We start from the raw sequence: 12476 nt of genomic DNA on the forward strand, positions 1-12476 counted from the left end.
CTGCCGGCGCCGCCGCCTACGCTTTCCGCCTGAACCCGGCCACAGCATGGCCCGGCGCCGCAGTCCATTGATCTAGCCGCCGTGCCTACTCGGCCCTACTCGGCGTCGAGGACGGCGGGCAGCGTGCCCTCGTGGGTCCGGCGCAGCGTGTCCAGGTCGATGCTGAAGCCGCCGTCGGGGTAGTTGACGGTGAGGGCGGAGCCGCCGATGGTGCCGATCTCGGTCGCGGGGACGCCGTGCTCGCGGCACAGCCGGGCGAAGGACTCCTCCTCTTCGGGCAGCACGACGACCACGGCGCGGGCGCCCGACTCGCCGAACAGGTCGGCGAACGGCTCCTCCACACGCACCGAGCAGCCGACACCGCCGCGCATGGCCGACTCCGCGAGCGCCACCGCCAGGCCGCCGTCGGAGACGTCGTGCGCAGTGGCCAGCAGGCGGTCGTCGGCGGCCGCGGAGAGCAGCCGCGCCAGCGCCGCCTCGGCGTCGAGGTCGACCCGCGGCGGCAGCCCGCCGAGGTGGCCGTGTACGACCTCGGCCCACACCGACCCGCCCAGCTCCTCGCCGGAGGTGCCCAGCAGCAGCACCCTCGCGCCGTCGCCGCGCGGCGGGAACGCCGTGGTCAGCCGCGCGTGCACGTCGTCGATCACGCCGAGTACACCGATCACCGGGCTGGGGTTGATCGCGCTGTCCCCGGTCTGGTTGTAGAAGCTGACGTTGCCGCCGGTGACCGGAGTCCCCATGGTGCGGCAGGCGTCGGCCAGGCCCCGGGTAGACTCGGCGAACTGCCACATCACCCCCGGATCCTCCGGCGATCCGAAGTTCAGGCAGTTGGTGACGGCCAGCGGCCGGGCGCCGGTGGCGGCGACGTTGCGGTACGCCTCCGCGAAAGCGGCCTGGGTGCCGGCGTAGGGGTCGAGGCGCGTGTACCGGCCGTTGCCGTCGGTGGCCAGCGCGATGCCGCGGTCGCCGTCCTCACCGACCCGGATCATGCCGCCGTCGTGCGGGGCCGAGAGCACGGTGTCGCCGCGCACATAGCTGTCGTACTGCCCCGTCACCCAACCCGGGTCGCACACGCCGGGCGCCGCGAGGACGCGCAGCACCTGCTCGCGCAGTTCCTCGTCGTCCTCCGGACGCGCCAGCCGGTCGGGGGTGTCGGCCTGGAGGGCGTCCTGCTCCGGCGGGCGGGCGTAGGGCCGCTCGTAGACCGGCCCCTCGTCGGAGGCGGTGCGCGGCGGCAGGTCCACCACGGTCTCGCCGTTCCACGTCATCACCAGGCGGCCGCCGCGCTCGGCCTCCTCGGGCGTGACGTCGGTGACCTCGCCGATCACGGCGGCCTGGATGTTCCACCTGCGGCAGGTGGCCGTGAACTCCTCCAGGCGCTCCGGCTCGACCACGGCCATCATGCGCTCCTGCGATTCGCTCATCAGGATCTCCTCCGGAGTGAGCGTGGAGTCGCGCAGCGGCACCCGGTCCAGCTCGATGCGCATGCCGCCGGTGCCGCCCGCCGCCAGCTCGGTGGTGGCGCAGGAGACCCCGGCCGCGCCGAGGTCCTGGATGCCCACGACGAGCCCGTCGCGGTACAGCTCCAAGCTGCACTCGATCAGCAGCTTCTCCAGGAACGGGTCGCCCACCTGCACACTGGGGCGCTTGGCGTGGCTCTCGTCGTCGAAGGTGGCGCTGGCCAGCACCGAGGCGCCGCCGATGCCGTCGGGCCCGGTGGTGGCGCCGAACAGCACCACCTTGTTGCCCGGTCCCGGCGCCTGGGCGAGTTGGATGTCCTCGTGGCGCATCACACCCACACACAACGCGTTCACCAGCGGGTTCGCGGCGTATCCGGCACCGAAGCCCAGCTCGCCGCCGATGTTGGGCAGGCCCAGGCAGTTGCCGTAGAAGGAGATGCCCGAGACCACGCCGGGCAGCACGCGGCGGGTATCGGGGGCGTCCAGCGGGCCGAAGCGCAGCGCGTCCATCACCGCCACCGGCCGGGCGCCCATGGTCAGGATGTCGCGGACGATGCCGCCGACCCCGGTGGCCGCGCCCTGGTGCGGTTCGACATAGGAGGGGTGGTTGTGCGACTCGATCTTGAACGTGACCGCGCGGCCCTCGCCGACATCGACCACCCCGGCGTTCTCGCCCATGCCCACCAGCAGCGCGTCGCTGTGCGGCGCCTTCTCGCCGAACTGGCGCAGGTGCACCTTGGAGCTTTTGTAGGAGCAGTGCTCGCTCCACATCACCGAGTAGATCGCCAGTTCGGCGGCTGTGGGGCGGCGGCCCAGGATGCGGCGGATGCGCTCGTACTCGTCGTCGGCGACGCCCAGTTCGGAGTAGGGCTGGGGGTTGTCCGGGGTGCGCTGCGCGGTCGCGACGGTGTCGAGCTGCGGCTGTTCGGGCATTCGCGGTTTCCGTTCGGGGCTTGCTCGGCGGGCTGCGGGCTGTTGGGCGGCGGCGGCGCGCGGGCGGCGCGCTCCGCCGGGTCGGGGGCGGTCGCGGTCAGGAGCCGGGCTGCTGGGCGTGCATCATCATCAGGCCCGCGGTGGCATCGGGCGAGTCGACCGGGGTGGTCGTGATCAGCACCTGGCCGTCGGTGAGGTAGCTCTCGCCGAGCGGCACCTCGTCGGGGTTGGCGCTGTTGTCGGGCAGCACGCGTCCCCAGCCCTGCTCCAGCAGGTGGTTGAACACCTTGTCGACGGCCTTCTTCGAGGCATCGTCGCCGGAGCCCCGGCCTTGGCCGCCGTCGCTCTCGCCGTCCTCGGTGGTTATGCCGACGATGCGCACGCACTCGACGTCGGGGCACTGCTCGCCGAAGTCGGTGTAGGAGGCGCCCTCGGGAGCATCGCCCAGCGCCTTCATCTTCGGGGCCGGAGCCGGAGAGGAGACGCTGCCGGGCGGGGCGTTGCGCCCCGGAGCGGCGGCCGGATCGGGCGCGCTGAGCGCGTTGAACAGGCCGACGGCTCCCGTGGCGACCATCCCCACGGTCACCGCGGCGGCCAGGACGACCATGGTCACCCGCGACCGCAGCAGATCCATCAAACGCATACCAGTCCCCCGGTCTTAGCGTCGGCGGCGTCAGCCGGCCGCGGCCGCCGCCGGGCTGGTGTCGGCCAGATGCGCGAGGAGGGAGGTGAAGAAGTCCAGGCCGTGGGTCGAGGCGCCGGTCAGCTCCTCCACGGCGTGCTCCGGGTGGGGCATCAGGCCGACCACGTTGCCGTGCTCGTTGCTGACCCCGGCGATGCCGCGGCGGGCGCCGTTCGGGGCCTCGCCCACATAGCGGGCCACCACGCGGCCGGAGCGCTCCAGCTCGTCCAGCGTGGCATCGTCGGCGACGAAGCTGCCTTCGCCGCTCTTCAGGACGATGCGGATCTCCTCGCCCTCGATGTACCGGTTGGTCCAGGCCGTCGCGGTGGACTCCACACGCACGAGCTGCTCGCGGTTGATGAAGCGCAGCGAGCTGTTGCGGGTCAGCGCGCCGGGCAGCAGGTGGCTCTCGCAGAGGATCTGGAACCCGTTGCAAATGCCAAGCACGGGTAGCGCGCCCGAGCGGGCGGCGGGCACCAGTTCGGTCATGATCGGTGCGAATCGGGCGATGGCGCCGCAGCGCAGGTAGTCGCCGTAGGAGAAACCACCGGGCAGGATGACGGCGTCGACGCCCTGCAGGCCGGGATCGTCGTGCCAGAGCGGAACGGGTTCGGCGCCGGCGATTCGGACGGCGCGCGCGGCGTCCCTGTCGTCGAGGGAGCCGGGGAAGGTGACGACGCCCACACGGGCTGTCATGGGCACTCTCCGGGTATCGGTCGGTGGGAGACGTGCGCCGCGCGCGGCCAAGGGCCGGCGCGGACGCTCCACCCCCGAGGTTACCCGCTGACCTCGGCGCCCGGTTCAGCGCAGGACGGCCTCGCGCCTGGCGGGCTCGCCGTGCTCGGGAGGCGTCGGTCGGCAGCGGGCGAGCCGCTTGCTCAGCCGGACCCGCACGGTGCCGTCGTCCTCGGCGATGATGGAGACGTCCTCCATCATCTGGCGCATCAGAAGTATGCCCCTGCCCGACTCCGCTTCGAGGTCTGGCAGGGGCACCCGCGCCGGATCGAATCCGGGCCCTCTGTGGGCGACCTCCAAAACGCAGGTATCGCCGTGAATCCGCGCTGTGACCTGGTAGGCCGTGGACGGCTCTCCGTGGTCGACGGCATTGGCGCAGGCTTCGGAGGCCGCGAGCAGAATGGTGAACCTGCAGTCGGCGCAGACACCGGTGGTTCGCAGCGCTTCACCGAGGAAGTCCCGCATGACGGCCACGGTGTACGCCTGTCGGGGGAGCGCAATCGAGAATTTCACATCCATCGCAAGCCCTCACGACCGGTAGGCACATCCCGAAGCCTTCCCGAGGTGAATCCTGCGAAACGGACATGGTCGCGAGTTGGCCGGATTCGGCACGTGACATGGCGGTTCCGCTGCGAGAGCAATCCTGCGCAGCTCTCTGCGACGAATTCCGGCCATACACGGCGCGGCAGCGCGACGTGTCCTATTCCACATGCAAGGAGAAGTCCTCGATGACGGGATTGGCGAGCAGGGTCTCGGCCATCCGCCGGACCTCGGACAGCGCGGCGTCGTCGGCCTCGCCTTCGAGCTCCACCTCGAAGCGCTTGCCCTGGCGCACCTCGCGGACGCCGGAGAAACCGAGCCGCTCGCAGGCGCCGGCGATGGCCTGGCCCTGGGGGTCGAGGATCTCCGGCTTGAGCATGACGTCAACAACGACGCGGGCCACAGGGTCCTCCGTTTGTTCGTCCGGGAGCGGGTACGGAAGTCGATCGGGCCGCCGACGCGGGTAGCGGGACGGCGGCAGCAGAAAGCGTACGGCACTGTGGAACGCCTCGCGGGCCGATCCGGCGGCGTCTACCCTGGAAGGAGGCGCATGGAGTCATGCGTCACCACGTCGGCGCACCGAGCTGCGCGTCAACGGAGACGCCGCACGGTGCGGTTGCGGGAGCGTGCGGTCGCGTTCACCCCGGCCGGCACCGCCCGTGAACGAGGCGCCGCGGGCCGCCCTTTGCCCGCCCGTCGCCCACCACCGCCCCAATCGAGGCGCTGCGCGCCGCTTTCTTACCTGATATTGACCCGCTGCACACGCCGCTTCGGTATTTTCGTGACACGTATCACCCGGACCGGCGTCATCATCCGGCGCTCTTCCATGCGTCTATCAAGTTGGTAACGAACGCCGGTCGTCCCAAGGGGGAGATTTGACGACCATCGAACTGGAGCGTATGAGCGGAGCCGACGAGTCCACTGAAACCACCGAATCCAACGGTTCGCTCGACTTCGCCACCGCCGTCACTCCGTACGCCGATCAGCTCTACCCCACGGCGCTGCGCATGACGCGGAACTCCGCCGACGCCGAGGACCTGGTGCAGGAGACCTTCGCAAAGGCCTTCGCGAACTTCCACCAGTTCCGCGCGGGTACCAACCTGCGGGCGTGGCTCTACCGGATCCTCACCAACACCTTCATCAACGGCTACCGCAAGAAGCAGCGCGAGCCGCGCCAGGACTCCACCGACGAGATCAAGGACTGGCAGCTCGCCGCCGCCGACGCGCACGCCTCCACCGGCTCGCGCTCGGCCGAGTCGGAGGTGCTGGAGCGCCTGCCCGATTCCGCGATTCGGCACGCGCTGGCCGATCTCCCCGAGGACTTCCGCCTCGTCGTCTACCTGATCGACGTGGAGGGCTTCACCTACAAGGAGGTCGCGGCCCGCATGGGCACGCCGCTGGGCACCGTCATGTCGCGCCTGCACCGGGCGCGCCGGCAGCTGCGCGAGCACCTTGCCGACTACGCCAAGGAGCGCGGAGTCCGCGCCGCGGCCTGACCCGTTCCGCACCCGCTCCGACCGGCAGCGCACCAGGCGCATCACCGAGCATCCGGCCGCCGCCCTCGGCGGCCGCCGCAGACGCGGGGCCCGCCCTCCGGCAAGCCGGTCCTCTTCCACCGGCCGCGTCGCGGCAGGCGGGGTCGCATTCAGTCGCTCTCCGTAACCACTCTTCCGCCGTACCGTCACTGCCGAACCGCGATCGGCTGGCTCTCCCTTCGGGTCTTAGGTCGTCCGAATTCTTCTTCGGCCTCCCTTGCTTTTGCTAGGAAGACCTGCTAGTTGCACAACTTCTCGCGTGGGACATGATGGTGCGGCGGATGAAAGTCGGCGCTGGGCCCTTGCGCTGCCAGCGGTGAGTTCTGTCACGATGTCGGTAGGGCTGTCCGCTGGAACCCGTTACCCCGGGTAAGCGGCAGAGATCCGGCCGACGTAGTGGTACCCCGCGAAATCGGCCCCGAGAACCCGAGGAGCGACAGGTGTCGGACAACACCGCGCACGGAGAACCCGAGCTCGTCCAGCTCTTGACCCCCGACGGCGAGCTGATCGACCACCCCGACTACCCCCTGGAGATCGGCCCCGAGGACATCCGCGGGCTCTACCGCGACCTCGTGCTGGTCCGCCGCGTCGACACCGAGGCGGTGGCGCTGCAGCGCCAGGGCGAACTGGGCCTATGGGCCTCACTACTGGGCCAGGAGGCCGCCCAGATCGGATCGGCGCGCGCACTGCGGCCGCAGGACACGGCCTTCCCCTCCTACCGAGAGCACGGCGTCGCCTGGGTGCGCGGCGTCGAACCCAAGGCGCTGCTCGGCATGTGGCGCGGCGTCAGCAACGGCGGCTGGGACCCCGCGCAGCACGGGCTCCAGCTCTACACCATCGTCATCGGCAGCCAGACGCTGCACGCCACGGGCTATGCCATGGGCGTCCAGCGCGACGGCGCCACCGGCGAGGACGGCTCCGCCGTCATCGTCTACTTCGGCGACGGCGCCACCAGCCAGGGCGACACCAGCGAGGCGTTCAACTTCGCCGCCGTGAACAACGCCCCCGTCGTGTTCTTCCTGCAGAACAACCAGTGGGCCATCTCCGAGCCGCCCGAGCGCCAGGCGCGCGTCCCGCTGTACCGCCGCGCCGCCGGGTTCGGCTTCCCGGGCGTGCGCATCGACGGCAACGACGTCTTCGCCTCCCTGGCCGTCACCCGCAAGGCCATGCAGCAGGCGCGCGAAGGCCAGGGCCCCATGCTCATCGAGGCGTTCACCTACCGCATGGGCGCGCACACCACCAACGACGACCCCACCCGCTACCGGGTCGCCGCCGAACTGGAGGAATGGAAGGCCAAGGACCCCATCCTGCGGCTGCGCGCGCACATCCAGCAGCAGGGCCTCGGCGACGACGACTTCTTCACCGAGGTCGAGAACGAGGCGGACCGCCTCGGCGAGCGGCTGCGCTCGGAGTGCCGGTCGCTGCCCGACCCCGACCCGCTGGACATCTTCCACGAGGTCTACGCCGAACCCAACACCCAGCTCGACCTGCAGCGGGCCGAGTTCGCCGACTACCTGGCGTCGTTCGAGGACGCCGGCGCCGAGGGAGGGCGGTGACCATGAGCGTCAACCTCACCATCGGGAAGGCCATCAACGCCGGACTGCGCCGCGCGATGGAGGCCGACCCCAAGGTCCTGGTCATGGGCGAGGACGTCGGCCGCCTCGGCGGCGTCTTCCGGGTGACCGACCAGCTGCACAAGGACTTCGGCGCCGACCGGGTCATCGACACCCCCCTGGCCGAGTCCGGCATCGTCGGCACCGCGATCGGCCTGGCGCTGCGCGGCTACCGGCCCGTGTGCGAGATCCAGTTCGACGGCTTCTTCTTCCCCGCCACGAACCAGAGCTTCACCCAGCTCGCCAAAATGCGCCGCCGCTCGGCCGGGGCGCTGAGCGTGCCCGTGGTGCTGCGCATCCCCTACGGCGGCGGCATCGGTGCGGTCGAGCACCACAGCGAGTCCCCCGAGGCGTACTTCGCCCACACGGCGGGGCTGCGGGTGGTCACCGTGGCCAACGCGGTCGACGCCTACTGGATGATCCAGCAGGCGATCACCTCCCAGGACCCGGTCGTGTTCTTCGAACCCAAGCGGCGCTACTACGACAAGGCCGACGTCGACACCGACGCGTCCCCGGACTCCGCGCTGCCGATGGGCGCCGCGCGGGTGGCGCGCCCGGGCACCGACGCCACGCTGCTCGCCTACGGGCCCATGGTCAAGACGGCGCTGCAGGCCGCCGAGGCCGACACCGACCACTCCCTGGAGGTAGTCGACCTGCGCTCGATCTCCCCGGTCGACTACGCCACCGTGGAGGAGTCGGTACGCCGCACCGGACGCCTCGTCATCACACACGAGGCGCCGGTCAGCGGCGGCGTCGGCGGCGAGATCGCGGCGCGGATCACCGAGTCGTGCTTCTACCACCTGGAGGCGCCCGTCATCCGCGTCGGCGCCTTCGACACCCCCTACCCGCAGTCCCGCCTGGAGGAGCACTACCTGCCCGACCTCGACCGCATCCTCGACGGCGTCGACCGCGCGTTCACGTACTAGAAGGGGGCGGGAGAGACAAGGTGAGCCAGGTGAACACCGAACAGGCCGGTGTGCAGGAGTTCCGGCTGCCCGATGTGGGCGAGGGGCTGGTCGACGCCGAGCTGCTGCAGTGGTACGTGCAGCCGGGCGACGAGGTCCAGGTCAACCAGATGATCTGCGAGGTCGAGACCGCCAAGGCCGCCGTGGAGCTGCCCTGCCCGTGGGCGGGCACGGTCCGCGAGCTGCTGGTGGAGGCCGGCACCACGGTCGACGTCGGCACGCCCATCATCACCGTCGACACCGGCGGCGGCGAGGGAGCCGACGCGCAAGCGGGCGGGCAGGCCGCCGCGGGCGAGGAGACCGAGGAGCGCGAGAAGCCGCTGGTCGGCTACGGCGAGCGCGCCGCGTCCACCCAGCGCCGCCCGCGCAGGCGGCGCGCAGCGGCGGGAGGCGCGGCCGAGGGTCCGGCTCCGGCCCAGAAGGACAAGGGCACCGAGGACGCCGCGGGCGAGCGCAACGAACCGGCGACCGCCGCCGAGCAGAGCGCGCCCGCGCCGCAGGCCGCCGGGCCGGGTAAGGCGCAGGGAGCGAGCGACGGCACCGCCGCGCAGAACGGCGCCCCGGTCCACGCACTGGCCAAGCCGCCGGTGCGCAAGATGGCCAAGGACCTGGGCGTCGATCTGGGCTCGGTCACCCCGACCGGGCAGGGCGGCGTCGTCACCCGCGAGGACGTCCGCCGCAGCGCCGATGCGGCGGCGGGCGGTGCGGCCGCTCCGGCGGCTTCGGCGGCCCCGACGGCACCCGCCCAGCAGGAGGCCGCTCCCGCAGCGGCCGAAGGCCCGGCGACCACGGAGCCCGCGGCGGCCCCCGGCGCGCGGGAGGAGCGCATCCCGGTCAAGGGCGTGCGCAAGCACACCGCGGCGGCGATGATGCGCAGCGCGTTCACCGCGCCGCACGTCAGCGAGTTCCTGCAGGTCGACGTCACCAAGATGGTCAAGACCGTCGAGAAGCTGCGCGAGCGCCGCGAATTCGCCGACGTCAAGGTCTCGCCGCTGCTGCTGGTGGCGCGCGCCCTGCTGACGGCCGTGCGGCGCCACCCCGACGTGAACGCGTCGTGGGACGACGAGAACCAGGAGATCGTGCGCAAGCACTACGTCAACCTGGGGATCGCGGCGGCCACGGACCGCGGACTGGTGGTGCCCAACGTCAAGGACGCCCACACCAAGGCGCTTCCGGAGTTGGCACACGAGCTGCAGACCCTGACCGAGACGGCCCGTGCGGGCAACGCCACCCCGGCCGATCTCACCGGCGGCACGATCACGATCACGAACGTGGGCGTGTTCGGCGTCGACGCGGGGACGCCCATCATCAACCCCGGTGAGGCCGCGATCCTGGCGTTCGGCCAGATTCGCGACATGCCGTGGGTGCACAAGGGCGAGCTGAAGGTGCGCAAGGTGACGACGCTGTCGATCTCCTTCGACCACAGGCTTGTGGACGGCGAACTGGGCTCCAAGGTCCTGCGCGACGTCGGTGCGATGCTGGAAGACCCGAAGACCAACGCCCTCATCTGGGGCTGAGCCGACGACCAGCGGCGGGGCGGGGCCTGGCGGTCCCGCCCCGCCGCTGTGCGTGTCGGGGGTTGGGTTTCGAGTGGTCAGCTGGCGGTCGAGGGCTGTCTACAGGTCGCCGTCTCTTACCTCGGCGATGAACGCTTCCCACTCGGCGGCGGGGAAGGCGAGGTGGCCGCGGTCGCGGTGCTGGGTGTCGCGGACGAAGGTGTGGGGGCCTTCGGCGACCTCGACGCAGTTGGGCTCGTTAGCTCCGCTGTAGCTGCTCTTGTGCCAAATCATCTTAGAGTTCATCCCTCATTTTCTTCAGCAAGGCCAAGGATTCCGTCGGAGAGAGGGACTCGGCTTGGAGGTCGCCGAAGAAGCTGACCAGGGCTGCGGCCTCAGACGGGTTCTCCTTCACCGCGTGGCCTCCCATGTGGGAGACATGCACGATCTGCCGCCCTCCCTCCAGAGTCATGATGCGAAACCCTCCGGTGGCGATCGGTCGCCAGGGAGCATACCCAGGGAGGATCATGACGATGGCTTTCTCCGCCTCGGCGAGCTGGCGTATGTGGTCGTACTGCTCGCGCATGACATCGGCCGATTCGGATACGCGCCCGAGGACTACTTCGTCGATCACGACGCGCACCCGTACCTCCGACTTCAAGCTGCCCAGGCGGGCAAGTCGAGCAGCGACGGCCTTCTCGGAAACGCCGCTGGAATCGTAGGCCCTCTTGAAAACCCAGCGGATGTAGCCATCCGCCTGGAGTAGCCCAGGGATCAAGACGGGATGGTATTCCCTGATCTCGGCGGCCTGTTGTTCGAGGGCCAGAAAATCCACCCACTCCGGGGGTATGTCTCCCGTGCCCTCGATGTCGCGCCATAGCTGATGGAGGATCTGTCCCGTAGACAGGACCTCGTCAAGGTGGCGAGCTATGTCCACACTTGGTTTTCTTGTCGCTTTTTCGTATTTGCTAATCGCTTGTCGGCTCATGCGTGCCAGGCGGTGCTAGCTGAGCCTGCGTTCGACCAGCTAGTTCGCGTTGTAGTCGAAGTTCCTGCCCCCATTGCACCCATTGCGGCTGCACCGGCTCAGTCATGAACTCGATGCTGCCAGAGGCGTCTACGTTCGTCGCCGGATTCTCCGGAATACTACAGAGATGTAGCCCCTATGGCAGGTCAGCCTCTTTACAGCGAGGGTGGAAACGAAAGACCCCCGCGACACGTACCAGGTGTCCGGGGGCGTGGCCTCCAGCCATCAAGGAGCTGAAGACATGTCGATCCTACTGGCGACACTCGATCCATTGGCGATGATCGTCCGACTCGTGCGCCCCTCACGCGGACTGCACGCCGCCCCCGCACGCTGGGCGCGCTTCGAGCCCGACCCGGTGCCGTTCGCGCCGCGCGCGAGGTGGGCGGCATGAGGCGCACGGCCGACATCATCGAGAATCCGCGGACCTGGCGCCGGGTACCCGAGTCGGGCGCGGTCTACGGCGTCGGGATCGAAGCGGGCACCGTCCTCCTCGAATGGCGACCGGCCGCCGACGACCCGGCCCGCATCGAGGTCTTCGTTCACCGCGCGGTCTACGACCGCAAGCGCGGCTGGTCGCTGACCCTGCCGCGCGCCGATTTCCAACTCCGCCTCTTCAACTGCATCCACGACTCGTGGGACCCGTGCATCTATCCCTTCGGGTTCCCCTTCCACGAACGCCCCGAGGACGGTGCCGCATGACCGCCGAGAAGTGGACCTGCCGCCTCTGCGAGCGGCCCAACCTCGATGAGACCTGCGGCTACTGCGGCTACCCGCTCTCCGAGCAGTGGCGCCTGCCGCCCCTACCGCCCCTCCCGTCACCGGCATACAGCCCGCCCGGAACGCGGCGTACCTCCGACGTCCGCGGTTACGTCCTCGCCTCTACGACCGTCCAGGAACTCGAGTGAGGAGGCTTCAGGCCGGGTGCGGGGCACCGGTCAACGAGGCGTCAACAGCAGCCGCCCGGCGAGCGCGAGTAGCACCGTGCCGGTTAAACACGGCGGCCTTGGGGTTGGCGAGTTGGACGACCAGACCTTCCGTGAACGCCACGGCGGTCGACCGCCTCCACGTCGGCGCGTCCTTTTCCTCCTCATCCGCGGGGTCGGCGGACCGCATGCCGCCGTCCCCGCCGGCGGAGAGGCGCCGCTCCTTCAGGACGGTGATCCACGAACGGATTCCCAGGTAGGCGAGGAACGCCGCGCCCACGATCTGCAGCACCACATAAGCGGTGCTGGAGGCGGCTACGAGGGCGGCCACTCCGGCGCCGGCGGCTATCGCCCACAGGTAGATGCCGGTCTCAAGGCCGAGCACCGTCGCCACGCTCGCTCCGAACCCCCGCAGGGCCGCCCGCCGGAAGATCAGCGCCATAGCCGGTCCGGGGGAAGCGGAGATAAGCAGGACGGCGACCAGAAACGCCGGGAGCACTTGAATGATCTCCATTCACTATCTCCCCTGTCGTCCTGTGTGGAAACTCGGATGCCGTCCGATCTTCG

At 70.2% G+C, this 12476-nt stretch carries 15 protein-coding genes; 7 read left to right on the forward strand and 8 right to left on the reverse strand.

What is annotated here, in order from left to right; genetic code table 11:
* Positions 1–95: 95 nt before the first annotated feature.
* The 5 genes from purL to purS form a co-directional block, all read right to left on the reverse strand.
* Positions 96–2393 (reverse strand): phosphoribosylformylglycinamidine synthase subunit PurL, encoded by a 2298-nt coding sequence (purL, locus tag EKD16_RS01160; protein ID WP_131096664.1) that lies wholly within the window; start codon positions 2391–2393, stop codon positions 96–98.
* A gap of 97 nt (positions 2394–2490) precedes the next feature.
* Entirely contained in the window at positions 2491–3027 is a 537-nt protein-coding gene (locus EKD16_RS01165) for a hypothetical protein (RefSeq protein ID WP_131096665.1), read from the reverse strand.
* 39 nt (positions 3028–3066) lie between these two features.
* Positions 3067–3771, reverse strand: a complete 705-nt coding sequence (gene purQ / locus EKD16_RS01170; protein WP_131096666.1) for a phosphoribosylformylglycinamidine synthase subunit PurQ — start codon at positions 3769–3771, stop codon at positions 3067–3069.
* Between the two features lie 105 nt (positions 3772–3876).
* Positions 3877–4329: an ATP-binding protein gene (locus EKD16_RS01175; protein ID WP_131096667.1), complete on the reverse strand. Its 453-nt coding sequence runs from the start codon at positions 4327–4329 to the stop codon at positions 3877–3879.
* A 181-nt stretch (positions 4330–4510) separates the two neighbouring features.
* Complete coding sequence (gene purS, locus EKD16_RS01180; RefSeq protein WP_131096668.1) at positions 4511–4753, reverse strand: phosphoribosylformylglycinamidine synthase subunit PurS; 243 nt, start codon at positions 4751–4753, stop codon at positions 4511–4513.
* 472 nt (positions 4754–5225) lie between these two features.
* On the opposite strand from purS, the gene EKD16_RS01185 reads away from it, so the two are divergent.
* From EKD16_RS01185 to EKD16_RS01200, 4 genes are all read left to right on the forward strand, one after another.
* Complete coding sequence (locus EKD16_RS01185) at positions 5226–5846, forward strand: sigma-70 family RNA polymerase sigma factor (RefSeq protein ID WP_242677184.1); 621 nt, start codon at positions 5226–5228, stop codon at positions 5844–5846.
* Positions 5847–6325: 479 nt separating this feature from the next.
* A complete protein-coding gene (gene pdhA, locus EKD16_RS01190; RefSeq protein ID WP_131096669.1) occupies positions 6326–7441 on the forward strand; it encodes a pyruvate dehydrogenase (acetyl-transferring) E1 component subunit alpha in 1116 nt (371 codons plus the stop codon).
* A gap of 2 nt (positions 7442–7443) precedes the next feature.
* The gene (locus EKD16_RS01195; protein WP_131096670.1) at positions 7444–8424 is read left to right on the forward strand and encodes an alpha-ketoacid dehydrogenase subunit beta; all 981 of its coding nucleotides are present in this window, start codon (positions 7444–7446) and stop codon (positions 8422–8424) included.
* 29 nt (positions 8425–8453) lie between these two features.
* Positions 8454–9980 carry a dihydrolipoamide acetyltransferase family protein gene (locus tag EKD16_RS01200; protein WP_131096671.1) on the forward strand — a complete coding sequence of 509 codons (1527 nt, stop codon included), beginning with the start codon at positions 8454–8456 and terminating at the stop codon, positions 9978–9980.
* Positions 9981–10079: 99 nt separating this feature from the next.
* Here EKD16_RS01200 and EKD16_RS01205 read toward each other — a convergent pair whose 3' ends face one another.
* Together EKD16_RS01205 and EKD16_RS01210 are read right to left on the reverse strand one after the other, a co-directional pair.
* A complete protein-coding gene (locus EKD16_RS01205; protein ID WP_242677185.1) occupies positions 10080–10265 on the reverse strand; it encodes a DUF397 domain-containing protein in 186 nt (61 codons plus the stop codon).
* Entirely contained in the window at positions 10255–10896 is a 642-nt protein-coding gene (locus EKD16_RS01210; RefSeq protein ID WP_131096672.1) for a DUF5753 domain-containing protein, read from the reverse strand. Before EKD16_RS01210 ends, EKD16_RS01205 begins: the two co-directional genes overlap by 11 nt.
* A 331-nt stretch (positions 10897–11227) precedes the next feature.
* Between EKD16_RS01210 and EKD16_RS25155 the strand changes: the two genes are divergently transcribed.
* From EKD16_RS25155 to EKD16_RS01220, 3 genes are read left to right on the forward strand one after another with little or no spacing between them, the layout of a single operon-like run.
* Positions 11228–11377 carry a hypothetical protein gene (locus EKD16_RS25155; protein WP_165498468.1) on the forward strand — a complete coding sequence of 50 codons (150 nt, stop codon included), beginning with the start codon at positions 11228–11230 and terminating at the stop codon, positions 11375–11377.
* The gene (locus tag EKD16_RS01215) at positions 11374–11685 is read left to right on the forward strand and encodes a hypothetical protein (RefSeq protein ID WP_131096673.1); all 312 of its coding nucleotides are present in this window, start codon (positions 11374–11376) and stop codon (positions 11683–11685) included. Before EKD16_RS25155 ends, EKD16_RS01215 begins: the two co-directional genes overlap by 4 nt.
* Entirely contained in the window at positions 11682–11891 is a 210-nt protein-coding gene (locus EKD16_RS01220; protein ID WP_131096674.1) for a hypothetical protein, read from the forward strand. The genes EKD16_RS01215 and EKD16_RS01220 overlap by 4 nt, the downstream gene beginning before the upstream one ends.
* Positions 11892–11898: 7 nt before the next feature.
* Here EKD16_RS01220 and EKD16_RS01225 read toward each other — a convergent pair whose 3' ends face one another.
* Positions 11899–12423 (reverse strand): LysE family translocator, encoded by a 525-nt coding sequence (locus EKD16_RS01225; RefSeq protein ID WP_131096675.1) that lies wholly within the window; start codon positions 12421–12423, stop codon positions 11899–11901.
* Between the last annotated feature and the right edge of the window lie 53 nt (positions 12424–12476).

The organism is Streptomonospora litoralis (assembly GCF_004323735.1).
Lineage (GTDB): Bacteria > Actinomycetota > Actinomycetes > Streptosporangiales > Streptosporangiaceae > Streptomonospora > Streptomonospora litoralis.

What these genes read in the sequence shown, in the direction of transcription:
- purL (WP_131096664.1), bottom strand. Translation starts at nt 2,393, where the DNA reads ATGCCCGAACAGCCGCAGCTCGACACCGTCGCGACCGCGCAGCGCACC.
- EKD16_RS01165 (WP_131096665.1), bottom strand. Translation starts at nt 3,027, where the DNA reads ATGGATCTGCTGCGGTCGCGGGTGACCATGGTCGTCCTGGCCGCCGCG.
- purQ (WP_131096666.1), bottom strand. Translation starts at nt 3,771, where the DNA reads ATGACAGCCCGTGTGGGCGTCGTCACCTTCCCCGGCTCCCTCGACGAC.
- EKD16_RS01175 (WP_131096667.1), bottom strand. Translation starts at nt 4,329, where the DNA reads ATGGATGTGAAATTCTCGATTGCGCTCCCCCGACAGGCGTACACCGTG.
- EKD16_RS01195 (WP_131096670.1), top strand. Translation starts at nt 7,444, where the DNA reads ATGAGCGTCAACCTCACCATCGGGAAGGCCATCAACGCCGGACTGCGC.
- EKD16_RS01205 (WP_242677185.1), bottom strand. Translation starts at nt 10,265, where the DNA reads ATGAACTCTAAGATGATTTGGCACAAGAGCAGCTACAGCGGAGCTAAC.
- EKD16_RS25155 (WP_165498468.1), top strand. Translation starts at nt 11,228, where the DNA reads ATGTCGATCCTACTGGCGACACTCGATCCATTGGCGATGATCGTCCGA.
- EKD16_RS01215 (WP_131096673.1), top strand. Translation starts at nt 11,374, where the DNA reads ATGAGGCGCACGGCCGACATCATCGAGAATCCGCGGACCTGGCGCCGG.
- EKD16_RS01220 (WP_131096674.1), top strand. Translation starts at nt 11,682, where the DNA reads ATGACCGCCGAGAAGTGGACCTGCCGCCTCTGCGAGCGGCCCAACCTC.
- EKD16_RS01225 (WP_131096675.1), bottom strand. Translation starts at nt 12,423, where the DNA reads ATGGAGATCATTCAAGTGCTCCCGGCGTTTCTGGTCGCCGTCCTGCTT.